The organism is Armatimonadota bacterium (assembly GCA_025059775.1).
In the GTDB taxonomy this organism is placed as follows: Bacteria; Sysuimicrobiota; Sysuimicrobiia; order Sysuimicrobiales; family Sysuimicrobiaceae; genus Sysuimicrobium.
This window is the reverse complement of sequence record JANXCW010000007.1, coordinates 104371-129190: the sequence shown is the minus strand read 5'-3', so window position 1 is coordinate 129190 and position 24820 is coordinate 104371. Positions and strand designations below refer to the sequence as shown.

Here is a 24820-nt window from a genome sequence, read left to right as displayed (position 1 = left end):
TTGGGACGTGGTGGAGCGTTACAGGTGGATGGGGGCAGGGAGTTTGGGGCGGAGTTTGAGGCGGAGTGCCAGAGGCGGGGGATCCGCCCGGAGGTGGCACCCCGCCTCCAGGCTGTCTCACATGTGGTGAACCCGGACACTTGCTTGACATGGGGAGAAGGGGAGCCCTATGATGCGCCTGGACCGTCAGGACCGGATTGCCCACCGGATGATGGTTCCGGCACTCGCTGCCGCGGTGTAAGGGGTTCCATCCGAGGCGGGAAACCGACGGTACGGGAGCCATGGCGGGCCAGATCTCCTGGTCCCCTGGACGGAGTGATACGAGGTGAGGGAAGTGCCGTTAGACTGGGCATATGTGGCGGCCTTCGCGCTTCTGGGTAGCCTCCTGGCGGCACTGCCGTTTGCCGTGGTGTGGTTGCTGGCCCCCCGCAGTTCGTACCCCCAGAAGCGATTAACCTATGAATCGGGTGTAATCCCCTTCGGCAGCGCGTGGGCCCAGTTCCACGTGCGCTACTACCTGTACGGCCTGGTGTTTCTCCTCTTCGACATCGAGGTGATTTTCATCTACCCCTGGACCGTGGTTCTCCGGCAGCTGGGGCCCCTGGCCTTCGTGGAGATGCTGCTCTTCCTCGTCGTCCTCGCGGTGGGGCTCGCGTATGCGTGGCGGAAGGGAGCCCTGGAGTGGGCGTGATGGCCGAGGCGATCCGGATCGTCCTGTCCGTGGTAATCGTCTTCACCTTCGTCGCCGTGGGCGTGGCGCTCTTCCTGGTTCTTATGGAACGGAAGGTGAGCGCCTGGGTCCAGGCTCGCATCGGACCTCGCCACGTGGGGCCGTACGGGACCCTACAGACCTTGGCGGACCTCCTGAAGCTGCTCCAGAAAGAGCACATCCTGCCCGCGGGCGCGGATCGCCTGATGTTCGCTCTCGCGCCCGTGGTGGTGGCGGTGGCGGCCCTCCTGAGCTACGTGGTGCTCCCCTGGGGCCCGGGCGTCATCGTGCGGGACCTGGGGGTGGGGGTCCTGTACTTCGCCGCGGTCCTCTCCCTGGAGGTGGTGGGGATTCTCACCGCGGGGTGGGCCTCCAACAACAAGTACGCCCTGCTGGGGGGATTGCGGTCCGCCGCCCAGATGGTTTCCTACGAGCTCCCCCTGGGTTTTGCCATCCTCACGGTGGCCGCCATCGCAGGGACCCTCTCCACGGTCCGCATCGTGGAAGCGCAACCGTATCCCTGGTACACGTATCCCTCCGTTATCGTGGCGGGCCTCGTGTTCCTGGTGGCCGCCACCGCGGAAAGCAACCGCATCCCCTTCGACCTGCCGGAGGCGGAATCGGAGCTGGTGGCGGGATACTTCTCCGAGTACTCCCCCCTCCGGTTTGCCCTATTCCAGCTGGGGGAATATGGGTCCCTGTTCGCCACCTCCGCCCTCTTTGTGACCCTGTTCCTGGGGGGCTGGCGGGGGCCGTTTGAACTGCCACTCGTGGGCCCCGTGGTGGACGGGATCTTCTGGTTTCTGCTAAAGACCTATGCGGTGGTGTTCTTCTTCATGTGGGTTCGGTGGACGTATCCGCGCTTCCGCATTGACCAACTGCTGAACGTCTCGTGGAAGTTGCTGTTGCCGCTGAGCCTCGCGAACCTACTCCTGGTGGGATTGCTGGTAGCGGGGAGCGGGTGAAGATGGCGGAAGCCGTAGCCTTCTACGGACTCACCGCGGTAGCCCTGGGTGCTTCCCTGGTGGTGGTGCTGTCCCGAAACATGGTGCACGCCGCGGTCTCCCTGGTTCCTGTGCTCCTGGCGATCGCGGGCTACTACATCTTGCTGGGCGCGGAGTTCGTGGCCGCCATCCAGATCCTCATCTACGCGGGTGCCATCACTGTGCTCATCCTGTTCGTGATCCTGCTCACGGAGGGCGCCACGGGCGTACGGGTTCGCCCCCGGAACGAGCAGGTGCCCCTGGGGGCCATCGCCTGCCTCGCCCTGGCGGCGCTGCTCGTGACGGTGCTCACCCAAGCCCCCTGGCCCCAGGCTCAGGGATCCCTCCCCGAATACAATCCGGGGGCCGTGGGTCAGAGCTTTCTCACCGCGTACGTGCTGCCCTTTGAGGCAACGTCTTTGCTGATCGTGGCGTGTCTGGTGGGAGCCATCGTCGTTGCACGCAGGGAGGAATGATCGGACTCGGACATTACCTTGTCTCCGGTGCCCTCCTGTTCGCCGCGGGCCTGTTTGCGGTGCTGACGCGGCGTAACGCGGTGGCCATCCTCATGGGGATCGAGCTCATGTTGAATGCGGCCAACATCAACTTCGTGGCCTTCACCAAGTTCGTCTCTCCGGAGCTGGTGCGGGGACACATCGCGGCCCTTATCGTCATCACCCTGGCCGCGTGCGAGGCGGCGGTGGGACTGGCGCTGGTGATCAGTGCCTACCGGCACCTGGAGACCGTGCAGGTGGACGAGATCAACCTTATGAAGTGGTAGGAGGATCATGGGGGCCTGGGCCTGGCTCATCCCGCTCTTCCCCCTCGCCGGATACGGAATCCTCATCGCGTGGGGGCGTAGGCTCGGGGACCGGTCTCCCCTGGTGGCGGTGGGTGCCATGCTCCTGGCGACCCTGACGGCCCTGGCCGTGTTCCTGGAGCAGCTCCGCGGGGTGGATCCATACGTGTGGCGGACCGTGTGGGCGGTAGGGGGCGACCGGGTGATCACCGCCGGGTACACCGTGGATCGTCTGTCCGCCACCATGGCCCTGATGGTCACGGTGGTGGGCACCCTCATCTTCCTCTACTCCATCGGATATATGCGAGGGGACCCTTACTACAGCCGGTTCTTCGCCTTCCTCAGCCTTTTCTGCGCGGGGATGCTCACCACGGTCCTCGCCAATAGCTTCCTGGTGCTCCTCCTGGGCTGGGAGATCATCGGACTGTGCTCCTACCTCCTCATCGGCTTCTACTTCCGACGTCGGTCCGCCAACATGGCACAGATGAAGGCCTTCCTCACCACCCGGGTGGGGGACACCTTCATGCTGGTGGGGATCATGCTGCTCTTCGCTCAGTTCGGTACCGTGGACTACCAGGAGATCTTCGAGGCCCTGGCCCACGGCAAGGCCTGGTCCCCCGCGGCGGTTACCCTCTTCGGCCTGCCTGTGCCCCTGGCGGTCCTGGGAGCCCTGTTGATCTTCGGGGGGTCGGTGGGGAAGAGCGGCCAGGTGCCCCTGCACGTGTGGCTGCCGGACGCCATGGAGGGGCCCACTCCCGTTTCCGCCCTCATCCACGCGGCCACCATGGTGGCCGCGGGGGTATACCTGGTGGCCCGCACCTACCCCCTGTTCTTCTACACCCCGGGCCACGTGGCTCTGGAGGCGGTGGCGTGGGTTGGGGCGATCACGGCCCTTCTGGCTGCCCTCATGGCGGTGGCCCAGGACGACATCAAGCGTATCCTCGCGTACTCCACCATCAGCCAGCTGGGCTTCATGATGGCGGGACTGGGGGTCTTGGGGTACACCGCGGGCTTCTTCCATCTCCTCACCCATGCCTTCTTCAAGGCGTTGCTGTTCCTGGGGGCAGGAAGCGTGATCCACGCGGTGCGTACGAACAACATCAAGGAGATGGGTGGACTGTGGCGGAAGATGCCCGTCACCTTCGGGACCTTCCTCATCGGATACCTGGCGCTGGCTGGAATCTTTCCGTTCGCGGGATTCTGGAGCAAGGATGAGATCCTGCTGGAAGCGTACCACCACAACCCCGCGGTGTACTGGGTGCTCACCGTGGCCTCCTTCCTCACCGCCTTCTACATGACGCGGCTGGTGGCCTACGCCTTCTTCGGTTCCTTCCGGGGCCCCGCGCACCCGGAGCCGGATCCCTGGCTGGAGGAGGACTACGTCCGGGCCGGAGTGCGGGGTCCTCACCACGGGCATGGTTCGCACGCCACCGTCCCGCACGAGAGCCCGCCCGTGATGACCGTGCCCCTCGTGGTGCTCGCGGCCTTCTCTGCGGGGGTGGGGTTTGTGGGAGCTCCCGGCACGGGACCGGAGGGCGGGTCCTGGTTCCATCGCTTCATCGAGTTCGAAGGGTTCCGGGAGGCGGAGATCCACGCACCGGGTTTCTCCTGGGCCGTGGCCCTGCGGGGGCTGGGCGTGGCCCTGGCGGGCATCCTGGTGGCCTGGGGGATGTATGGGGGGCGGAGGAGGTACAGCGAACAGGTACGGGACTGGATGCCGTGGCTGGTTGCCTTCCTGCGGGATCGGATGTACTTCGACGCGTTCTACGGCTGGCTGTTCGTGCAGGGGGGGCTGGCCCTGGCCCGGCTGCTGCGTGCCTTCGATACCTACGTGGTGGACGGGATCGTCAACGCGGTGGGCTACCTCACGGTGCTGATCGCTCGGGTCGACCGGGTGATCGACACGTACGTGGTAGACGGCCTCGTCAACCTCGTGGGGATTGTGACCCGATGGCTGGGCTCGGTCCTGCGCTACATCCAGACGGGGCGAGCCTACAACTACATCCTCCTGGCCACCCTGGGGGTGGTGCTCATCGTGGTATGGACCCTGTGGAGGTTGTGACATGCCGATTCTCACCGTGACCCTTTTTCTGCCGCTCCTGGGAACCCTCGTGGTGCTGTTCCTGCCTCCGCATGACCCGCACCGCATCCGGAGGGTGACGCTAGGGTTCGCGGGGCTCACGTTCCTGAGCTCTCTGGCCATCCTGTCGTATTTCGACTTCGGACGGCGGGAGATCCAGCTCCTCGAGCAGGCGGCCTGGATCCCCGCCATCGGCGTCCAGTACAAGGTGGGGGTGGACAGCATGAGCCTCGCCCTGGCCATCCTCACCACCCTCCTCACCCTTCTCTCCGTGGTCTACTCCCTGCGGGTGGAGGAGCGGGTGAAGGAGTACAACCTGCTGTTCCTGCTGCTGGAAACGGGCATGTTGGGCGTGTTCTTTGCCCTGGATTTCTTCCTGTTCTATGTGTTCTGGGAACTCACCCTGGTGCCCATGTACTTCCTCATCGGGATCTGGGGGGGACCCCGCCGGGAGTACGCGGCCATCAAGTTCTTCCTGTACACCCTGGTGGGCTCCCTCGCCATGCTGCTGGCCATCCTGCTCCTGTACTTCCACCTGCCGCCCGGGGAACGGACCTTCGACGTGCTGCGGATCCTGGAGATCCGGCCGCTTTCGGGAACGGGCCTGGTGACGCAGCTCGCCTTCTGGGGGTTCTTTCTGTCCTTCGCAATCAAGGTGCCCATGTGGCCCTTCCACACCTGGCTGCCGGATGCCCATGTGGAGGCGCCTACGGCGGGATCCGTGATCCTGGCCGCCATCCTGCTGAAGCTGGGAACCTACGGATTCGTACGCTTCAGCCTCCCCCTCTTCCCGGAGGTCTTCCAGCAGCACGCCTCCCTCATCGCGGTCCTGGCCCTCATCGGGATCATCTACGGGGCGCTGGTGGCCATGGCACAGCAGGACCTCAAGAAGCTGGTGGCCTACTCCTCCGTGAACCACATGGGATACGTGATGCTGGCGGTGGCCGCCGCGGCCGCGGCGCGAGGGAAGCCGGAGCTGGCGGGGCCCGCGGCCACGGCCCTGAACGGCGCGGTGCTGGAGATGCTGGCCCACGGGGTTATCACAGGGGCTCTGTTCCTCATCGTCGGTGTCCTCTACGACTATCGGACCCACACCCGTGGGGTGGAGGATTTCGGCGGGCTGTGGGCGGTGCTGCCGAAGTACGGAGCGGTGACCATCACCGCCATGTTCGCCTCCCTGGGGCTCCCGGGGCTCATGGGGTTCGTGGCGGAGTTCTTGATCTTTGTGGGTTCCTTTGCCATCCTGCCCGTGCACACCGCCATTGCGGCGGTGGGCATCATCGTCACCGCCGCCTTCTTCCTGTGGACCATTCAGCGCATCTTCCTGGGCCCCCCGAACCCCCGGTGGGGAAACCTGCCGGACCTGGACCGCCGGGAAGCCTGGGCCCTGGTGCCCCTGGTGGTCCTCATGATCGTGTTCGGAGTATACCCTAGGCCGCTTGTGGAATTCATCAACCTCAGCACCACGCAGGTGATGCAGCTGGTGGGGTTGGTGAGATGAACGTGGCGGACCTGCGCTGGCTGCTGCCGGAGACCCTCGTTGGGGGCTTGGCCCTCTTGTTGCTGGTGGTGGACCTTTTCCTTCCGCAGGAGCGCAAGTCCGTGGTGGGCGGCCTCGGGATCCTGGGGCTGGGGGTGGCCGGCGTGAACCTGGCCCTTCTGCTGCGGGACCTGGAAGGCCTTGGCGAGGCCGGCGTCCGGATCCTCTCGGACACGTACACGGTGGATCACTTCGGGGTTTACTTCAAGCTGGTGGCCGTGCTGGCCACGGCCCTGGTGATCCTGGTGGGGATGGATTTCTTCCCCCGCTATACGGCGTACACGGGCGAGGCAACCGTGATGTTGGTCTTCACCTGCCTGGGCCTCATGCTCATGGCCTCCAGCAGCGAGCTGATCACCCTGCTGCTGAGTATCGAGTTCGTCTCCCTCACCAGTTACCTCCTGGCGGGCTACCTCAAGGGCAGCCCGAAGAGCAATGAGGCAGGGGTGAAGTACTTCCTGTATGGCGCGGCCACCACGGGGATCATGGCCTACGGTTTTTCCCTGCTGTACGGGGCCACAGGCACCACGGTCCTCCACGACATCGCGGGCAAGGTCGGACAGATGGGTCCCGTGGGCATCCTGGGCATGGGAATGGCCTTGGCGGGGTTCGGGTTCAAGATCTCCATGGTTCCCTTCCACCAATGGACACCGGACGTGTACGAGGGAGCTCCCACCCCGATCAGCGCGTACCTCTCCGTGGGCCCCAAGGCCGCGGGATTCGCGGCACTGTTGCGTACCCTGCTGGTGGCGGTACCGCCTGAGACCATCGACTGGAGACTGCTGATCGCGGTGCTGAGCGCTCTGAGCATGACGGTGGGCAACCTCCTCGCCCTGCCCCAGCGGAACATTAAGCGGATGCTGGCATACTCCAGCATCTCCCACGCGGGGTTCATGCTCATGGCGGTGGCGGCCGCGCCGTCCGCGTGGGCGCGTCCGGCCCTGCTCGTATACGTGGGTGCCTACCTCTTCACGAACCTGGGGGCCTTCTTCGCGGCCATGGTGGCCTCCTGGAGTACGGGCTCGGACGAGATTCCGGACTTCGCGGGGCTCAGCCAGCGGGCGCCCGGGGTGGCCCTGGCCATGGCCCTCTTTATGCTCTCCCTTACCGGTATTCCTCCCACCGCGGGATTTTTCGGCAAGTACTACCTCTTCTCCGCGGCCGTGGACGCGGGTCTGTTGTGGCTCGCGGGGGTCGGCGTGCTCAACAGCGTGGTCTCCTTGTACTACTACGTGGGCGTGATCCGGGCCCTGTATCTGATGCCCCCTGTCCGGGAGGTCTCCGTCCCGGTTCCCGCGGGCACAGGCTGGGCCCTGGCCCTCACCGCCCTGGGGACCCTGGCGCTCGGGGTGGTCCCCCAGCCGTTCGTCACCCTCATCCAATCCGCTCAGCGTCTGCTGGCGGGATTTTAAACCCCGGGAAGGGAATTCTTGCGTGCCGCAGGCGCAGGGTGTGCTAGCATGAGGGAGGCGAAGCGGTGGTTCGCGTCCTTGGTGGGGATGCGGGCCCCGCTTCTCGTCTAGAAGTTCGGGTTCGGGGTCCGAGAATGGCGCACGAACGGGACGCCAAACAGGACAACATCCTGCTCGTGATCGCGAAAAAGGAGCAGGAACTGGAGCGCCTGGTCGCGGAGGCCAGGGCGGAGGCGGAGCGCATGGTGGTGGAGGCGGAAGCGGAGGCAGCCCGCATTCGGGAGCGGGCCCAGCAGGAGATCGCCCGGTTGGAGCGGGAGGCCCGGGAACGGGCGGAGGCGGAGGGCCGGGCCGCCCGGGAGTGGGCCCTGGAGCGGGCCCGGGAGGAAGCGGAGCGCCTCCGCGTCCAGGCCCAGCAGCGGATGGACGAGGCCGTTCGACGCGTGGTGGAGGCGGTCCTCCGGGGGTAAGGACCGATGATCGTGGAAATGAGCCGGGTGCTCCTCCTGGGCCCTAAGCGGCTGCTCGGGGAAGTCACGGATGTGGTGCAGCGCCTCGGGGTGGTACATGTGGACCGGGTGGAGGCAGAGGAGGTCCCCGCGGTCCGCCCCGTGGAGCCCGGAAGCGAGGAGGAACAGCGCCGGTTGGAAGCCCTGCTCGCCCGCACCACGGGTCTGTTGAACCTCCTCCCCCGGACCGGGCCCACCCCCATTCCGGACCTGGGAACGCGCTCCCTGGAGGAGCTGGCGGCCATCCTGGAGTCTATCGAGCAGCCGGCCCGGGAGCTGGTCCGGAAGCGTCTGGAGGCGGAGGAGGAGCTGGAGCTCATCCGGGCCTATGAGAACGCGCTTCGGGTCCTCTCCCCGCTTCTCGGGGCCCTGCAGGGGAGCCGGCACTTCGAGACCTACGGGTTTGTCCTGAAGGGGAAGGCGACCCCCGTGGTCGCGGGGCTCCAGCAGGAGCTGCGACGGCTCACCGAAGGGCGGGTGGAGGTGGTGGCCCGTCAGATCGACGAGCAGACCACGGGGGTGGTGGTGGCCTTCCACCGGCGGGATGGGGATGGGGTGCGATCCCTACTCCAGCGGGCGGGCATCACGGAGTTGCGCCTGCCCGCCCGGTTCGCGGATCGTCCTGCTCTGGAGGCGGTCCAGGAGATGGAACGGCGGCGGGAGGAATTGCCCCGGGAGATCGAGAACCTGAAGGGTCAGCTGGAAGCCCTGAGCCGGGAGCACCGGGGAACGGTGCAGGCCATCGCGGCCTACCTCCGGGACGAGCTTGCCAAGCTTCAGGTTCTACCCGCCTTCGCTCAGTCCCGCTACACCTTCATCGTGCAGGGGTGGGTGCCCACCCGAGAGGTCCCGAGGCTGCGGGCCGCCGTGCGCCGGGCTTTCGGGGACCAGGTGGTGGTCTACGACACGCCCGCGGACCCCCACGACGAGGAGGAGGCAGCCCACATCCCGGTGGCGCTGGAGAACCCCGCGCCCATCCGGCCCTTCCAGCTGCTGCTCTCCATTTTCCGGCCTCCCAGGTATGGAACCTGGGATCCCACGCCCCTGCTGGCCCTGACATTCCCCCTGTTCGTAGGCTTGGTGATCGGAGATGTGGGATACGGGGCTTTGTTTTTCCTGCTCGGCTGGACACTGCGTAACCGGGCACGCCGGGGGGAAGGCCTGGAGATCCCCCTTCTGAACATCCGGATGCATCCGGAGATCCTAGGGGCGGTCTCCTGGATCGTGCGGGTGGTGGCCTTCTGGGTCATGGTCTTCGGGGTCCTGTACGCGGAGGTGTTCGGCAACCTTCCGGAGCTGCTGTTTCACCTGCGCCCCATTTTCGATCGGGTCCACGCGCATCGGGACCTCTACTTCCAGCTCATCGTGCTCCTGGGGATGCTCATGATCTACGGGGGTCTCTTGGGACACCTGGGGATGGCCGTCCGACACCGCCACCTCCGGGGTATTTTCGAGAGCGCGGTGATGATCCTGGTCCTCACGTGGGTGCTGTTGCTCCTGGGCGGTATGTCGGGGATGCTGCCCGCGGCCGTGATCTCCCTCAGTTGGTACTTCCTCTGGGCGGGGCTGGTGGTCTTCGCGCTGGGACTGGCCTTCCGGGCCGCGAACCCCATGTGGTTCCTGGAGTCTGCCACCGCTTTCGGGCACATCCTCTCCCATGCCCGGCTCATGGCCTTCGGTCTCGCGGCGGCGGCTCTCGCGAGCGCCGCCAACGAGCTGGGGCCCAGCATGGCGGAGACCTTCGGAGCGCGGGGGGTTGTGGGTGTCGTGGTGGGCTCGTTGATTTCCGCTCTTGCCCAAGTCCTGTTCTTCGTGTTTACCATTGTGGGGCACGTGATTCAGCCCGCGCGTCTGCACTGGGTGGAGTTCTTCACGAAGGTGAAGTACCACGAGGAAGCCGGGGAACCCTACCGGCCATTTCAACGCACAGGGAGGTGAGTATGCGCATGCGCGCTGTACTCTGGCTTCTCCTCGGTCTCGCCCTGATCGGGGCGGTGGCCATGCCCGCCCTCGCCGCGGAGGCACCGGAGGCCCGACCTGCTGGAGACGGGGCCCGTGCAGGGCTGCTGGGGATTGCGGCCGCCCTCGCGGTGGCCTTCGGGGCGCTGGGCACCGCGTGGGCGCAATCCCGCATCGGTGCCGCCGCGGCCGGAGCGATGGCGGAGCGTCCGGAGATCGGAGGCCTCATGCTGGTGTTCCTAGCCCTGCCGGAGACCATGATCATCCTCGGGTTCCTGGTGGCCTTCTTCCTCATCGGGCGCATCTAAGATGAGCTCGGAGCTCATCAGCCTGCTCGAGCGGGAGGCCCAGGCGGAACGGGAACGCCTGCTGGAGGAGGCGCGCCAGCGAGCGCGGGATCTCCTCCAGCAGGCGGAGGCAGAAGCTGCGAACCTCCTGGAGGCCCATCGCCGACGGGTGGACGCGGAGCTGGAGGCAGCCCGCACCCGGGCGCGGGGCGTGGCACAGTTGCAGGCCACGTCCCTGGTGCTCGCGGCAAAGGACGAGCAGATCGAGGAGGTCTTCCGGCGGGCCCGGCAGGAGTTGGAGCGTCTGAGCCAGGATCCCGCTCGCTACGAGCCGGTCCTCCGGGGGCTCCTCCAGGAGGCGGTGGCAGGGTTCCGGGACCGGGTGGTGGTGGAGTGCGCGGAGCGGGACCTCCCCCTCGTCCAGGCCGCGGTACAGACCCTGGGCCTGGAGGCGGAAGTGCGGCCGAGTCCGGAGCTATGGGGAGGTGTGCGGGTCCGCAGCACGGACGGCCGCTTCGTGGTGGAGAACACCCTTCTTTCGCGCCTGGAGCGGGCACGCCAGCTGCTGCTCTCGGAGGTGGCGGACATCCTCTGGGGAGGGTAGGGACGGGTGCCGGAGGACTTCGGCTACATCAACGCCCGGGTGAAGGGCATGCGATCCCGGCTGCTGCCGCCCGGCCGCCTGGAGGAGTTGTTGGGGCTTGCGGACCTGGAGAGCTTCATCCATGCTCTGAGCAACACGCCCTACGGGCCTGAGTTACAGGAGGCCCTCACCCGGTACCAGGGCTTGCGGGCGGTGGACGAGGCCTTGATGCGGAACTTCCAGAAAACTGCCCAGAAGATCCTGGGGTTTTCAGAGGGGAGGGCCAGGGCCCTGATCCGGGTGTTTTTGATCCAGTGGGATCTCCACAACCTGCGCACCATCCTCCGGGCAAAGCACGCGGGGTATTCTCCGGAGGAGACGGAACAGAACCTGATCCCCGCGGGGGAGCTCACGGAGGTCCGGCTCCGGGAACTGCTGGCGCAGCCGGACCTCGCGGCCCTGGCCGGTACCCTGGCCACCTGGGAGCACCCGCTGGCGGAGACGCTGCTTGCGGCGATCCGGCAGTACGAGTCCACGCGGGATCTGCTGAGCCTGGAGCTGAACCTGGACCGGGGGTACTTCGAGTGGGCCCTTCGCACGGCCCGGGGCATGGGGCACAATGAGACGCTGGTCCGGGATGTGATCCGGATGCAGATCGACTACACGAACGTGAAGACCGCGTTTAAGCTCCAGCAGCTTGGGGAACTCTCCCGGGAGGAGCGGGAGCGCTTTTTCCTCCCCGGGGGAAGCGTGGTGAGCCGGGAGGTGTTCCTGAACCTGGCGGATCCGCAGACCGCGGAGTTCGGTCTGCGGGAGCTGCGCGGGCGGGGGATCCACCCGGAGGGCCAGACGGCGGGTGAGGTGGAGCGCTCCTTGGAGGAGGAGAGCACCCGCCGGCTCGCCATGCTCTATCTGGGGGATCCGCTCGGAATTGACGTGGTGATCGGATTCCTCACCATGCTGAGTAGTGAGATCCGAAATCTGCGCCTCATCGCCCGGAGCAAGGCCCTGGGGATTCCCCGGGATCTGGTCCGCCGGGAGATGGCCCTGGTGTAGCCGGAGATGCGGTACCGGGTGGCTGTGATCACGGACTCGGAGACCGCCACGGGTTTCCGACTGGCAGGGGCTGAGGTCTTCGAGGCCGAAACCCCTGAAGGGGTGGTGGGGGGCCTCCGGGAGGTGCTCCGGGGGGACTACGGCCTCGTGGCGGTGAACGAGGCCCTGCTCGAGGGAGCGGAGGAGGAGATCCGGCGGGCCCTGCGGGGGAGGGACCTCCCCGTGCTCGTGCCCTTTCCGGCTCCCCGGGCGCGACTGGAGTCCGGGGAGGAGTACATCGCGCGCCTGGTGAAGGAGCACATCGGGTTCTATGTGAAGTTGCGGTAGGGAGGGAGAGCCGTGGCCATCCAGGGAGAGATCATCCGAATCGCGGGACCCGCGGTGATCGCCCGGGGTATGCGGGGGACCCGGATGTACGACATCGTCCGGGTTGGGAAGGAGAGGCTGGTGGGAGAGATCATCCGTCTCAGCGGGGACACCGCCTTCATCCAGGTGTACGAGGACACCAGCGGCCTGTATGTGGGCGAGCCCGTGGAGAGCACGGGGCTGCCGCTGACGGTGGAGCTGGGGCCGGGGCTCCTGAGCAACATCTACGATGGGATCCAACGGCCTCTCCCGGAGGTCCGGCGGCAGCAGGGGGACTTCATCCGGCGCGGGGCGGTGGCTCCCGCCCTCGACCGGAACCGCCGCTGGTCCTTCCGTCCCCGGGTCTCCGTGGGGGAGGAGGTGGGGCCGGGAGACGTGATCGGGGAGGTCCAGGAGTTCGGACTGGTACATCGAATTCTGGTGCCCCCGGATGCGAAGCCCTCCCGGGTGGCGGAGATCCGTGAGGGCGAGTTCACGGTGATGGATGCGGTGGCACGTCTGGAGAACGGTCTGGAAGTGCGTCTTATGCACACCTGGCCCGTGCGCCTAGCCCGTCCAGTCGCGCGCCGTCTGGATCCCCGGGAGCCCTTGGTGACCGGACAGCGGATCATCGATGTGCTGTTCCCCGTGGCCATGGGCGGGACCGCGGCCATCCCGGGGCCATTTGGGAGCGGCAAGACCGTGATGCAGCAGACCCTGGCCAAGTGGGCGGACGCGGATGTGATCATCTACGTGGGCTGCGGGGAGCGGGGCAACGAGATGACCCATGTGCTGGACGAGTTCCCGGAGCTGGAAGACCCCCGCACGGGCCGGCCCCTCATGGAGCGCACCATCATCATCGCGAACACCAGCAACATGCCCGTGGCCGCCCGGGAGGCCAGCGTGTACACGGGCATCACCATGGCGGAGTACTGGCGGGACCAGGGCTACAAGGTGGCGTTGATGGCAGACTCCACCAGCCGCTGGGCCGAAGCCATGCGGGAGATCTCCAGCCGCCTGGAAGAGATGCCCGCGGAGGAGGGGTACCCGCCCTACCTTTCGAGCCGGCTTGCGGCCTTCTACGAGCGGGCGGGCCGGGTGGTGTGTCTGGGCCGTCCAGAACGGTGGGGGGCCATCACCGTGGTCGGTGCCGTCTCCCCGCCGGGCGGCGACCTCTCCGAGCCCGTGACCCAGGCCACCCTGCGCATCGTGGGGACCTTCTGGTCTCTCGATGCCTCCCTCGCCCACCGGCGGCACTTCCCCGCCATCCACTGGCTGCGGTCCTACAGCCTCTACACCCCCCTGTTCCGGGAGTGGTACCGACACAACCTTCCGGAGGACTTCGGGGAGCTGCGCAACCGCGCCAGCGCCCTCCTGCAGCAGGAGGCGGAGCTGCAGGAGATCGTGCAGCTGGTGGGCCCCGACGCCCTGCAGGATGACCAGCGGCTGGTGATCGAGGCGGGCAAGATGCTGCGGGAGGACTTCCTGCAGCAGTCCGCCTTCTCCGAGGTGGACGCCTACTGCCCGCCCATCAAGTCGTACGGCATCCTGAAGGCGATCCTGAGCTTCTACGACGAGGCGCTCGCGGCCCTACACCGGGGCATGCCCATGGACGACATCCTGAACCTCCCGCACATTCAGGAGATCGCCCGGATGAAGGAGGTGCCTGCCGATCGGTTCCCCGCCTATACCGAGGACTTCCTGCGCCGGCTGCGGGAGGATCTGCGGGCCGCGGTACGGGCCAGTTAGGAGGGGGGAGGCATGGAACTGGCTACCAAACGCTATCAGTCCATCTCCTACATCTCCGGGCCTCTGTTGTTCGTGGAGGGGGCCCGCGACCTGGCCTACGGGGCCATCGTGAACATCCACCTGCCAGACGGCCGCATCCGCGGGGGACAGGTGATCGAGGTCAGCGAGCAGCACGCGGTGATCCAGGTGTTCGAGGAGACCACGGGCCTCGACGTGGCCCGCACCTCCGTGAGCCTCCGGGAGGACGTCGCCCGGTTCGGGGTGAGCCCGGAGATCATCGGCCGACGGTTTAACGGCCGGGGGGAGCCCATCGACGGGCTGCCGCCCATTATTCCGGAGAAGCGGCTGCCCATCATCGGCTCCCCCATCAACCCCGCGGCCCGGCAGCGGCCTCAAGAGTTCATCCAGACGGGGATCAGCAGCATCGATGGCCTCAACACCTTGGTGCGCGGCCAGAAGCTCCCCATCTTCTCCGGCGCGGGGCTGCCCCACAACGAGCTGGCGGCCCAGATCGCCCGGCAGGCCAAGGTGCTGGGAGAGGCGGAGGAGTTCGCGGTGGTGTTCGCGGCCATGGGGATCACCCAGCGGGAGGCCGCTTTCTTCATCGAGCAGTTCGAGGCCACGGGAGCGTTGTCCCGCAGTGTGGTGTTCCTGAACCTGGCGGATGACCCCACCATCGAGCGCCTCATGACCCCTCGGCTGGCGCTGACCACCGCGGAGTACCTTGCCTTCGAGCTGGACAAGCACGTGCTCGTTATCCTCACGGACATGACGAACTACTGCGAGAGCCTCAGGGAGATCGGGGCCGCGCGGGAGGAGATCCCGGGCCGACGCGGATATCCGGGCTATATGTACACGGACCTCGCCACCATCTACGAGCGCGCGGGCCGCATCCAGGGCCGCAAGGGATCCGTGACCCAGATCCCCATCCTCACCATGCCGGACGACGACATCACGCACCCCATTCCGGACCTCACGGGATACATCACGGAGGGGCAGATCGTCTTGAGCCGGGCCCTGCACCGCCAGGGGATCTACCCCCCCATCAACCCCCTGCCGAGCCTCTCGCGGCTGATGAACGACGGCATCGGCCCCGGCCGCACCCGGGAGGACCACGCGGGACTCAAGGACCAGCTCTTCTCCGTGTACGCGAACGGCGTGGACCTGCGACGCCTGGTGGCCATCATCGGGGAGGAGGCCCTCACGGAGCGGGATCGGCTCTACCTGCGGTTCGCGGAGGCCTTCGAGCGGGAGTTCCTCAACCAGGGCAACACGGAGCGATCCATCACAGAGACCCTTAACCTGGGCTGGAAGCTCCTCTCCATGTTCCCGCGGGAGGAACTGAAGCGGGTGAAGCAGGATCACGTGGAGAAGTACTACTTCGGAGAGGTGATTCGGCAGCTGTGGGAGGAAGAGGAACGGCTGTAGCACAGGACCCCGGGAGTGCGGGAGCTGAGCAAAAGGAGCGCAGAGTATGCCGGAACTCGTAAGCCCTACCCGGATGAACCTCCTGCAGCGCAAGAATCAGCTGCGGGTGGCCCTGCAGGGAGTAGACCTCCTCAAGCGCAAGCGGGATGCATTAGTAGCGGAGTTCTTCCGGGTGGTCCGGCAAGCCCTGGAGGCCCGGGATCGCCTGAACGCCGCGTGCGAGAAGGCATACATCATCCTGAGCCTGGCGAAGGCGGTGGAGGGGCGTCAGGCCTTGGAGGCCGCGGCCCTGGTGGAACGCAGCCCGACGTTGGTGGACATCGAGATCCGGAACATCTGGGGCATCAAGGTGCCGGAGGTTCGGGTGCAGCGGGTTCACCGGTCCTTCCTGGAACGAGGGCTCAGCCCCACCGCGGTGAGCATGCGGACCCTGGAGAGTACGGAGGCTTTCGAGCGGGTCCTGGACGCCATCCTGGAGGTGGCCACTACGGAGCTGCGGTTGCGTAAGATCGGGGAGGAGATCAAGAAGACCACGCGTCGGGTGAACGCCCTGGAGCAGGTGGTAATCCCCCGCATCCGGGCCGAGATCCGGTACATCAACGAAGTGCTGGAGCAGCGGGCCCGGGAGGATGTGTTCCGGCTCAAGCGGATCAAGAAGAAGCTGGAGGGAAGGCAGGCTTGAACGAATCCCCTCGTGGAACCCGGCGGCCGGACGTATACTAGAAGTGTGCGTGCGTCCGGTGGAACCCTCCAAGCCGCCCTAGGGGTTGTGCTTCTGGCCGTGGGGTTCCTGTTCACCTGGCAGCTGCGGGCGGAGTACACCATCCGGCAGCGGCTACGGATTCCCTCCCAGCGGCTGGAGGAGCTCGCCTTCCTCCTGCAGGAACAGGCCCGCCACCGGGAGCGTCTGGAGACGGAGATCGTCCAGCTGCGCAAGCAGCTGGAGCGCTACGCGGATGCCGCGGCCAGGGACCGGGCCATGCTGGCGGCCATGCGTCAGCGGCTGGTAGAGCTGCAGGCCCTGAGCGGCGTGCGGGCGGTCCGGGGCCCCGGGGTGGTGGTGGAGCTGCGGGACAGTCTTCGCGCTCTCCAGCCTGGAGACGATCCGAATCTGGCCCTCATCCACTACACGGACCTCCATGCCGTGATGGCAGCCCTGTGGGCAGCCGGAGCGGAAGCCATGGCCCTGAACGGCGAGCGGATGACGCCCACCACGGGGCTGAGCTGTGTCGGGACCACCATCCTCTGCAACACGAAGCGGCTCGCACCCCCCTACGTTATCGCCGCCATCGGAGAGCCCAGCCGTCTCCTCGGTGCCCTCCGGGCCCCCGACGGTCCGCTTGGGTTGTTGCTGGCCTTCGAGTTCCCGGTGACGGTGAAAGCGGTGAACGAACTGGAGCTGCCCGCCTACCGGGGGAGCTTCCAGTTCCGGTTCGCGAAGCCGGAGAGGGAGGGGGGACGATGAGGGTGTGGTTTCCCTTGGCCGGCCTGCTGCTGGGGGTGCTCCTGGGGCTGGTGCTCCGGGTGGAGATCCCCCTGGGATTCGTGAAGTACACGGCCATCGCGGTCCTGGCGGCCCTGGACACCCTCCTGGGCGGGTTCCGGGCGCAGCTGGAGGGGCGGTTTGATCTGGTGGTGTTCACGAGCGGGTTCCTGGTCAACGCCCTTGTGGCTGCCCTCCTGGCGGCCATCGGAGACCTGCTGGGCGTGGATATCTACCTGGGAGCCGTGATCGTGTTCAGTATGCGGATCCTGCAGAATGTGAGCCTGATCCGGCGGGACCTGCTGCGGCCCTTCGTGCGGGAAGGATCGCCCTGGGTCTCCGAGGGCCCGCAGTGGGTTCCCCAGGATCCGACACAACGAGGTGAATCGGGATAGGGGGTGACCACCATGGTTCGTGTGGGGATCAATGGGTTCGGGCGGATCGGGCGCCAGGCCCTGAAAGCCATGCTCCAGCGGGCGGGTGATGTGCTGGAGGTGGTGGCCATCAACGACCTCGTGGACGCGGAGATGAATGCCTATCTCTTCAAATACGATTCCAACTACGGGGTCTACCCCGGTACCGTCGCCGTCCGCGACGGGAACCTGGTGATCGATGGCCGGGAGATCCGGGTGTTCCGGGAACGAGAACCTGGTGCTATCCCCTGGCGGGAGGTGGGGGTGGAGCTGGTACTGGAGAGCACCGGGCTGTTTACGGACGCGAAGAAGGCGGCCGCCCATCTGGAGGCGGGAGCCAAGCGGGTGATCATCTCCGCACCCGCCAAGAACGAGGACATCACCATCGTGCTCGGCGTGAACGAGGACCGATACGATCCTGCCCGGCATCGCATTGTCTCCAATGCCTCCTGTACCACGAACGGGCTCGCGCCCGTGGCCCGGGTGCTGCATGAGGAGTTCGGCATCGAGAAAGGGATTCTCACCACCGTGCACGCCTACACCAACACCCAGCGCCTTTTGGACGTGGCTGCCCGGGAGATGCGGGACGCCCGGGCCGCGGCCCTGAACATCGTGCCCAGCGAGACGGGCGCAGCCCGTGCCGTGGGGCTCGTGATTCCCGAACTGCAGGGGAAGTTTACGGGGATGGCCTTCCGCGTCCCCACGAGCACCGTCTCCGTCATCGACTTCACCGTCCTGCTGCGGCGGGATGTGAGCCGGGAGGAGATCAACGCGGTCATGAAGCGCTGGAGCGAGGAACGCATGCCGGAGATCCTCGGCTATACAGAAGAGCTGCTGGTCAGCAGCGACCTCAAGGGCGACTCCCGGTCCTCCATCTTCAGCGCCCCGGACACCCTGGTGGTGGGCGGAAACCTCGCGAAGGTGGTCTCCTGGTACGACAACGAGTGGGGGTATGCCTGCCGGTGCGCGGATCTGGCGAAGCTCATGGCCCAGCGGGGGATCTAGTGCGGAAGAAGACGGTTCGGGACATCGAGGTTCGGGGCAAACGGGTGCTGGTGCGGGTGGACTTCAATGTGCCCCTGGACGAGGGAGGACGGATCACGGACGACCGCCGCATCCGGGAGGTTCTCCCTACCCTCCACTACCTCCTAGACCAGGATGCCATCGTCGTCCTGGCCTCCCATCTGGGCCGCCCCGGTGGAAGGGTGGTCCCCTCCTTGCGCATGCGGCCCGTGGGGGAGCGCCTCAGGGAACTGCTGGGCCGGGAGGTGCGGGTGCTGGAGGATTGTGTGGGCCCCGAGGTGGAGGCGGCGGTTCAGAACGCGCCTCCAGGCAGTGTGCTTCTCCTGGAGAACCTTCGGTTCCACCCCGGAGAGGAAGCAAACGATCCGGAATTCGCCCGTTCCCTCGCGCGCCTTGCGGAGGTATTCGTACTCGACGCCTTCGGCACCGCACACCGTTCCCACGCCTCCACGGTGGGCGTGGCCCGCTACCTCCCGGCCGTAGCCGGGTTCCTGCTGGAGAAGGAACTCCGGTACCTCGGTCAGGTCCTGGAGCGTCCGGAGCATCCGTTCGTGGCCGTTCTGGGCGGGAAGAAGGTCTCGGACAAGATCGGGGTCGTCCGGAACCTGCTTGCCCGGGCGGACGCCCTCCTCATCGGGGGAGCCATGGCCTACACCTTCCTGCGGGCCCAGGGATACGCCACAGGGGCCTCCTTTGTGGAGGAGGAGAAGCTGGACCTCGCCCGGAAGGTGCTGGAGGAGGTGCGCCGTACCTCTGTGGAGTTCCTGCTTCCCACGGATGTGGTGGTGGCAGACCGGCTTTCGGAGGACGCGCGGACAGAGGTGGTCCCTGCGCGGGGAATTCCCGAAGGGTGGATCGGGGTGGACATCGGACCGAGCACAGCCGAAAGGTATGCGGAGGTGATCCGGCAGAGCCGTACCGTGGTGTGGAACGGACCCATGGGGGTGTTCGAGATTCCCCCCTTCGCCGCGGGCACCCGGGCGGTGGCGGAGGCGGTGGCCGCATGCCCGGGGACCACCGTCGTAGGCGGTGGCGATACCGCGGCTGCCCTGGAACGCTTCGGACTCGCGGACCGGGTGGACCACGTGAGCACGGGCGGCGGGGCCTCCCTGGAATTCCTGGAAGGGAGAGAGCTCCCGGGCGTCGCCGTCCTCCTAGATCCATGAGCCGCACACCATTGGTGGCCGCCAACTGGAAGATGTACAAGACACGGGGGGAGGCGGCCGAGTTCCTGCAGGCCGCGCTCCCGGCCCTGGCGGTGGTGGAAGGGGTGGAGGTAGTCCTCTGCCCGCCGTTCACCGCCCTGGAGACCGTGAGGCGCCTGCTCGCGGGGACCTCCGTGCGGCTGGGGGCCCAGAACATGCACTGGGAGCGGCAGGGTGCCTTCACGGGCGAGATCTCTCCCCTCATGCTCGTGGAGCTCGGGTGTACCTATGTGATCGTGGGGCACTCCGAGAGACGACGGTGGTTTGGGGAGACGGACGAACGGGTGCGGCGGAAGGTACGGGCGGCCTTCGATGTCGGCCTTATACCCATCGTGTGCGTGGGGGAGACCCTGGAGGAGCGGCAGGCAGGCCAGACGGAGTCCCGGGTGCTGGAGCAGGTCACGGAGGCCGTGGCGGACCTCTCCCCGGAGGAGGTGGGGAGGCTGGTGCTGGCCTACGAGCCCGTCTGGGCCATCGGCACCGGGCATGCGGCTACCGGAGAGGAGGCGAACCGGGTCATCGGGCTGATCCGTGGATATCTTGAGCGCCGTTTCGGGGAAGCCGCCTGGCGGACCCGGATCCAGTACGGGGGCAGCGTGCGGGCGAGCAACGCCGCGGAATTCCTGGATCAGCCGGAGATCGACGGAGCCCTCGTGGGCGGTGCGAGCCTGGATCCCACGGAGTTCGTGGGGATCGTGCGGATGGCCTCCTCCGCCCGCTCCGGGCAGGGGATTCTCTAGGGCGGGCAAACCTGTTAGGATGGCGGACGGAGGTCCAAGGGCATGCACACCGTGATCCTGATCCTGCACTTCCTCCTGGCGGCCCTAGCCGTGGGGCTCGTGCTCCTGCAGGGACCGAAGGGCGAGGGCCTGGGGGCCATCGGGGGATCCGCCCGCCTGTTCCACGGCCCCAGGCCGCGGGAGACCTTCTTCACCCGCACCACGGCCATCGTCTCCGTCCTGTTCGCCCTGAGCTCCGTCTACCTTGCCTTCGTCCGGTAGGCTATAATGGGAAACGGTGCGGTTCTCCTTCATCGGGTCCGCGTGCCCGGATGGCGGAACTGGCAGACGCGCACGTTTGAGGGGCGTGTGGGGAAACCCGTGGGGGTTCGAATCCCCCTCCGGGCACCATGGTTTCCCTAAAGTACAATGGAGGCGTGAGCCGATCTCGCGAGGGGGGATGGGAATGAGTGCACTCGCGGAGCTGAAGTGCACTGCCTGCCGGGGAGATGAGCCTCCCCTCACGGACGAGGAGATCGCACAGCTCCAGCCCCAGGTCCCCGACTGGCAGGTGGTGGAGCAGGGAGGAGTGAAGCGGCTGGAGCGAACCTTCCGGTTCCGGAACTTCCAGGAGGCCTTGGCGTTCGCGAACCGCGTGGGGGAGCTCGCGGAGGAGCAAGGTCATCACCCTGCCCTCCTGGTGGAGTGGGGGAAGGTCACCGTCAGCTGGTGGACCCATAAGATCCGGGGGCTGCACCGCAACGACTTCATCATGGCCGCGAAGACGGACGCCGCGTACCGGGAGGTGAGGGCCTGAGGCCCAGGGCCCACCGTCCTCCTGGCGCCCACCCAGCCATCTGGAGGCCATTGCCCCGGTCATCCAGGGAACGATCCGGGCTGTGGGAACCCACGCGGATTCCTGGGTGGAACGCCCTCCGGATAGACCCATTCGATCTGTAGGATAGCGGTGTTTGATTTTTCGAGACCGCGGCCCCCGTGCTACGCTGAGTCTGGCGCGGGGTGCAGGAAACGTGCGGTACTCGCCGCGGAAGCAGAGGAAGGGTGTGGAGGGATCATGAGCGGGCAGATGAACCGGGTGAAGATCCTGGTGGGTGGGGTTCAGCTGCGGGACGGCGTGTCCACGGTTACGGAGATCCTCGGCCGTATCTTCACCCGCGCGGGGCTGTTTGCGGTGGCCATGGAGCGGGGGTACGCCTCCACCATCTACGGGGCCCACCAGTACGACCCCATGCTGGTTGCGGAGGAGCCTCCTCTCTCGTACGGAGATCCGGTCTACGACATCTTGGTAGCCCTGGACTACGACAGCAACCCGGACGCGCCTGAGCAGCCGAACCGGGACACGGTATTGCGGCACGGCGCGCACCTGCGGGACGGAGGGATCCTCCTGTACGATTCCTCCACGGGAGAGATCCCCACGGAATCCCTTCAGGCGCGCGGGGTGAGGATCTTTCCTGTCCCTGCCCGCAAGATCGCCCTGACGGAGCTGAAGCGGGAGATCGTAAAGAACATCGTCATGACGGGTGCCCTGTTCCGCCTGCTGGGCTTCGATGGGGATTTTGCCTATCTGCGGCAGCTCATCGAGGAGCGGTTCGGACGAAAGGGACGGGAGGTGGTAGAGCTCAACCTGCGGGCCGCCCAACGTGGTGGGGAGGCGGTGGAGCGGGTGCTGGCGGATCGGAACTACACCCTGGATGTCCGGCTGGAGCCAAGACCCCGCAGACACCGGGCGGTGTACATCTCCGGCAACGACTGCCTGGGGATCGGCGCCATCCAGGGAGGCGTGCGGTTCTACGCGGGGTACCCCATCACACCCGCGAGCGGCATCCTGGAGTTCATGGAGCGGTGGCTGCCCCGCTATGGGGGCCGTACCTTGCAGGGCCAGAACGAGCGAGAATCCATCCGCGCGGCCATTGGCGCCTCCCTGGCGGGGGTACGTGCCATGGTGGGGAGCTCCGGGCCCGGCATCTCCCTGAAGGTGGAGGAATTCGGGGTGATCGGTGCCACGGAGACGCCCGTGATCATCGTGGACGCACAGCGGGCAGGACCATCCACGGGCATGCCCACCCGGCCCGAGCAGGGAGATCTCAACCTGGTGATCGGGGGTACCCATGGGGACATCCCGCGCATCGTGCTCGCCCCCTCCACGGTGGAGGAGTGCTATACCCTCATGCTGGAGGCTACGGAACTCGCGGACAAATACCAATGCCCGGTCTTTTTCCTTACGGATCTAAACCTTTCGGAGGGCCGGAAGACGGTTCCGGAAGATCTGTTCGCCCGGCGCCCCTCCATCCGGCGGCACGGGGTGCTGCGGGAGCAGGAGGCGCGCGAGAGGCCCTACCGGCGATATGCGGTGACGCCCTCCGGGATCTCACCCCGGGTCCTTCCTGGCACTCCGGGGGCCGTCTTCAAGTCCTCGGGGGTGGAGCACGATGAGTTCGGGTTCGTCACCATTGACCCGCGCAAGCGCGCGGCGCAGATGGACAAGCGCATGCGGAAACTGGAGACCTACCTGCGGGAGGAAGCAAAGCCTCCCTACGTCTTCGGAGAGATCCGTGGAAATCCCGTGATGGTAGGGTGGGGCCACACGCGGCCCGTGCTCCAAGAGGCCCGGGAGATCCTGCTCCGGCGTGGGATCACCGTCGCCCTGGTACACTTCACCTACGTCTATCCCCTGCCGAAGCACCTGGTGGAACCCCTGTTCGCGGACGCGGGGCCCGTGGTGGTGGTGGAGCAGAACTACAGCGGGCAGTTCGCGGATCTGTTGCAGCGGGAGCTCCTGATCCGGACGCGGCGGGTGCTGAAGTACAACGGACTCCCCCTCTATCCCACGGAGGTGGCGGACGGGGTGCAGAGGGCGCTCCAGCAGGAGGGTGCGGTGGTGCGGATTGGGAGCGAGGTGCCCGTGAAGGTGGAGGTGGGCTGGGATGAAGCCGAAGGGAATTAAGCTCTGGGAGGAGAACGCGGTTCCCAAGCACCGCATTCAGTGGTGCCCGGGATGTGGGGACTTCGGGGTGCTGGCGGCCCTCAAGCAGGCCCTGGTGGAGCTGGAGATCATGCCGCACGAATTGGTGCTCGTGGGCGGGATCGGCTGCAGCGGAAACATCCGCAACTACCTCAACGGCAATGCCTTCCACGGAACCCACGGAGGGCCCCTCGCCTACGCGCTCGGCATGAAGATGGCGAACCCGGACCTCAAGGTGATCTGCCTTGCGGGGGACGGGGATACCTTCGCCATCGGCGTGGAGAACTTCGTGCACACCTGTCGCCGGGATCCGGACATGGTGCTTCTGGTGATGAACAACGGGGTGTACGGTCTCACCAAAGGCCAGGACTCCCCTACCGCGGGGCTGGGCCAGACCGTGGAGGTGTGGAGCGAGGAGCACCCGCCCATGGTAGATCCCGTGCTCCTGGCCCTGGCCAGCGAGGCCACCTTCGTGGCGCAGTCCTTCAGCGGGGACGTGAAACACACGGCTCGGATGATCGTGGAGGCCTTTCAGCATCCAGGGTTCGCCTTCATCAACGACTTCTCCCCCTGCGTTACGTACAACAAGTTCAACACCTACGAGTGGTTCCGGGAGCACGTGGAGTACGTTCCCGAAGACCACGACCCTTCCGATAAGGACGCAGCCTGGCGGCTCGTGCGGGACTTCGCCCGCCGTGGCAAGCTCCCGCTGGGCGTCATCTACCGGAACCCGCGGCCGCGCACGGAGGCCCGCCGCCTCCCCGTCTGGGAGGAGGAACTCCGGGACGTGGATGTGGAGCCGATCCTGGCGACCTTCCGGTAGCTAAGCTCCTAGCGCCCGCGCCGCCCGGTCGTAGTCCTCTGGCTTCACCCAGAGGATCATACCGTAGCGGCCCTGGCCTCCGGAGACCGCGGCCGTGGCGGTCACGTTCACTCCGGCCTCCGCCAGCTTCCGCAGGTGTTCCGCGGCAGCCCCTACCCGGTCGTCCCCCTGGATGAGGAAAGCCTGTTTCGGGGCGCTCAGCTGCAGCCCCGCGGCCGCCGCGGCCCGGCGGAGGGCCTCGGGATCCTCCGCCACCAGGTCGAGCTGGGAATTCCCGTTCCCCAGGGGGAAGCCGAGAACCGCCCGCAGGTTGACCCCTGCCTGCTGCAGAGCTCCCAGTATCCTCACCCCCTCCCCGGGCCGGTCGGGGATCACCACGTACTGGTACTCCACCCGCTGGACGATATCGGCCATGATCCACCTCCCCATGCGTCTTCCGTGCCCTCTACTAGCGTTCCGCAGAATTTCCCCGAACACAACCCCCAGGGCCCGGGGAACGGTGCGGCTTGACAGGGAAGCCGCGGGTGCCTATGCTGGGCGCCACGAGGGGGCGAGGAGGGAGCGGGAGTAGGCGCGGCCGGAGGGTCTGAGCGAGCCGGAGGTGGTGCGAGCCGGTGCCCGGGCCGCGTGGAACATGGCTCCGGAGCCGCGGGGCGAACGCGGCGGTTGTCGCCAGTAGTCCACGCCGGGCCGGCCCGTGAGCGCCGGGAAAGCGCCGCCGGTAGTGTGCTT

26 protein-coding genes and 1 tRNA gene are annotated in these 24820 nt (G+C 66.7%); 26 read left to right on the top strand and 1 reads right to left on the bottom strand.

From position 1 onward, the window contains the following. Positions 1 to 334: 334 nt before the first annotated feature. From N0A24_07115 to N0A24_06990, 26 genes are all read left to right on the top strand, one after another. Positions 335 to 691, top strand: coding sequence for an NADH-quinone oxidoreductase subunit A (locus N0A24_07115; GenBank protein MCS7173150.1), 357 nt, complete (start codon positions 335 to 337; stop codon positions 689 to 691). Further along, positions 691 to 1674, top strand: coding sequence for an NADH-quinone oxidoreductase subunit NuoH (nuoH, locus tag N0A24_07110; GenBank protein MCS7173149.1), 984 nt, complete (start codon positions 691 to 693; stop codon positions 1672 to 1674). The genes N0A24_07115 and nuoH overlap by 1 nt, the downstream gene beginning before the upstream one ends. Positions 1675 to 1676: 2 nt before the next feature. After that, positions 1677 to 2168 (top strand): NADH-quinone oxidoreductase subunit J, encoded by a 492-nt coding sequence (locus N0A24_07105; protein ID MCS7173148.1) that lies wholly within the window; start codon positions 1677 to 1679, stop codon positions 2166 to 2168. Further along, positions 2165 to 2473, top strand: coding sequence for an NADH-quinone oxidoreductase subunit NuoK (gene nuoK, locus N0A24_07100; protein MCS7173147.1), 309 nt, complete (start codon positions 2165 to 2167; stop codon positions 2471 to 2473). Before N0A24_07105 ends, nuoK begins: the two co-directional genes overlap by 4 nt. Positions 2474 to 2480: 7 nt before the next feature. Further along, positions 2481 to 4553, top strand: a complete 2073-nt coding sequence (nuoL, locus tag N0A24_07095) for an NADH-quinone oxidoreductase subunit L (protein MCS7173146.1) — start codon at positions 2481 to 2483, stop codon at positions 4551 to 4553. Position 4554: 1 nt separating this feature from the next. Further along, positions 4555 to 6072 (top strand): NADH-quinone oxidoreductase subunit M, encoded by a 1518-nt coding sequence (locus N0A24_07090; GenBank protein MCS7173145.1) that lies wholly within the window; start codon positions 4555 to 4557, stop codon positions 6070 to 6072. Further along, positions 6069 to 7523, top strand: coding sequence for an NADH-quinone oxidoreductase subunit N (locus tag N0A24_07085; protein MCS7173144.1), 1455 nt, complete (start codon positions 6069 to 6071; stop codon positions 7521 to 7523). The genes N0A24_07090 and N0A24_07085 overlap by 4 nt, the downstream gene beginning before the upstream one ends. 134 nt (positions 7524 to 7657) lie before the next feature. Further along, positions 7658 to 7993 carry a hypothetical protein gene (locus tag N0A24_07080; GenBank protein MCS7173143.1) on the top strand — a complete coding sequence of 112 codons (336 nt, stop codon included), beginning with the start codon at positions 7658 to 7660 and terminating at the stop codon, positions 7991 to 7993. A 6-nt stretch (positions 7994 to 7999) separates the two neighbouring features. Continuing rightward, a complete protein-coding gene (locus N0A24_07075) occupies positions 8000 to 9970 on the top strand; it encodes a hypothetical protein (protein MCS7173142.1) in 1971 nt (656 codons plus the stop codon). A gap of 2 nt (positions 9971 to 9972) precedes the next feature. Next, positions 9973 to 10299 carry a F0F1 ATP synthase subunit C gene (locus N0A24_07070; protein MCS7173141.1) on the top strand — a complete coding sequence of 109 codons (327 nt, stop codon included), beginning with the start codon at positions 9973 to 9975 and terminating at the stop codon, positions 10297 to 10299. 1 nt (position 10300) lies between these two features. Then, a complete protein-coding gene (locus tag N0A24_07065; GenBank protein MCS7173140.1) occupies positions 10301 to 10882 on the top strand; it encodes a V-type proton ATPase subunit E in 582 nt (193 codons plus the stop codon). A 6-nt stretch (positions 10883 to 10888) separates the two neighbouring features. Continuing rightward, a complete protein-coding gene (locus N0A24_07060) occupies positions 10889 to 11917 on the top strand; it encodes a V-type ATPase subunit (GenBank protein ID MCS7173139.1) in 1029 nt (342 codons plus the stop codon). A 6-nt stretch (positions 11918 to 11923) separates the two neighbouring features. After that, positions 11924 to 12244, top strand: coding sequence for a V-type ATP synthase subunit F (locus N0A24_07055; GenBank protein MCS7173138.1), 321 nt, complete (start codon positions 11924 to 11926; stop codon positions 12242 to 12244). Between the two features lie 18 nt (positions 12245 to 12262). Then, positions 12263 to 14011 carry a V-type ATP synthase subunit A gene (locus N0A24_07050; protein ID MCS7173137.1) on the top strand — a complete coding sequence of 583 codons (1749 nt, stop codon included), beginning with the start codon at positions 12263 to 12265 and terminating at the stop codon, positions 14009 to 14011. 12 nt (positions 14012 to 14023) lie between these two features. Then, complete coding sequence (locus tag N0A24_07045; protein ID MCS7173136.1) at positions 14024 to 15439, top strand: V-type ATP synthase subunit B; 1416 nt, start codon at positions 14024 to 14026, stop codon at positions 15437 to 15439. 46 nt (positions 15440 to 15485) lie between these two features. Then, complete coding sequence (locus N0A24_07040) at positions 15486 to 16121, top strand: V-type ATP synthase subunit D (GenBank protein ID MCS7173135.1); 636 nt, start codon at positions 15486 to 15488, stop codon at positions 16119 to 16121. A gap of 45 nt (positions 16122 to 16166) precedes the next feature. Beyond that, on the top strand, positions 16167 to 16904 hold the full coding sequence (locus tag N0A24_07035; protein ID MCS7173134.1) for a DUF881 domain-containing protein: 738 nt from the start codon (positions 16167 to 16169) through the stop codon (positions 16902 to 16904). 2 nt (positions 16905 to 16906) lie between these two features. Beyond that, a complete protein-coding gene (locus N0A24_07030) occupies positions 16907 to 17317 on the top strand; it encodes a small basic family protein (protein ID MCS7173133.1) in 411 nt (136 codons plus the stop codon). A 12-nt stretch (positions 17318 to 17329) separates the two neighbouring features. Beyond that, entirely contained in the window at positions 17330 to 18340 is a 1011-nt protein-coding gene (gene gap, locus N0A24_07025) for a type I glyceraldehyde-3-phosphate dehydrogenase (GenBank protein MCS7173132.1), read from the top strand. Next, positions 18340 to 19524: a phosphoglycerate kinase gene (locus N0A24_07020; GenBank protein ID MCS7173131.1), complete on the top strand. Its 1185-nt coding sequence runs from the start codon at positions 18340 to 18342 to the stop codon at positions 19522 to 19524. Before gap ends, N0A24_07020 begins: the two co-directional genes overlap by 1 nt. Before the next feature lie 32 nt (positions 19525 to 19556). Beyond that, entirely contained in the window at positions 19557 to 20303 is a 747-nt protein-coding gene (tpiA, locus tag N0A24_07015) for a triose-phosphate isomerase (GenBank protein ID MCS7173130.1), read from the top strand. A 42-nt stretch (positions 20304 to 20345) separates the two neighbouring features. Continuing rightward, the gene (gene secG, locus N0A24_07010; protein ID MCS7173129.1) at positions 20346 to 20564 is read left to right on the top strand and encodes a preprotein translocase subunit SecG; all 219 of its coding nucleotides are present in this window, start codon (positions 20346 to 20348) and stop codon (positions 20562 to 20564) included. Between the two features lie 44 nt (positions 20565 to 20608). Next, positions 20609 to 20693, top strand: a tRNA-Leu gene (locus tag N0A24_07005). Positions 20694 to 20748: 55 nt separating this feature from the next. After that, a complete protein-coding gene (locus N0A24_07000; protein MCS7173128.1) occupies positions 20749 to 21099 on the top strand; it encodes a 4a-hydroxytetrahydrobiopterin dehydratase in 351 nt (116 codons plus the stop codon). Between the two features lie 258 nt (positions 21100 to 21357). Beyond that, a complete protein-coding gene (locus N0A24_06995) occupies positions 21358 to 23247 on the top strand; it encodes a 2-oxoacid:acceptor oxidoreductase subunit alpha (protein MCS7173127.1) in 1890 nt (629 codons plus the stop codon). Further along, on the top strand, positions 23228 to 24088 hold the full coding sequence (locus tag N0A24_06990) for a thiamine pyrophosphate-dependent enzyme (GenBank protein ID MCS7173126.1): 861 nt from the start codon (positions 23228 to 23230) through the stop codon (positions 24086 to 24088). The genes N0A24_06995 and N0A24_06990 overlap by 20 nt, the downstream gene beginning before the upstream one ends. Here N0A24_06990 and N0A24_06985 read toward each other — a convergent pair whose 3' ends face one another. Then, a complete protein-coding gene (locus tag N0A24_06985; protein MCS7173125.1) occupies positions 24089 to 24502 on the bottom strand; it encodes a hypothetical protein in 414 nt (137 codons plus the stop codon). Positions 24503 to 24820 lie beyond the last annotated feature (318 nt).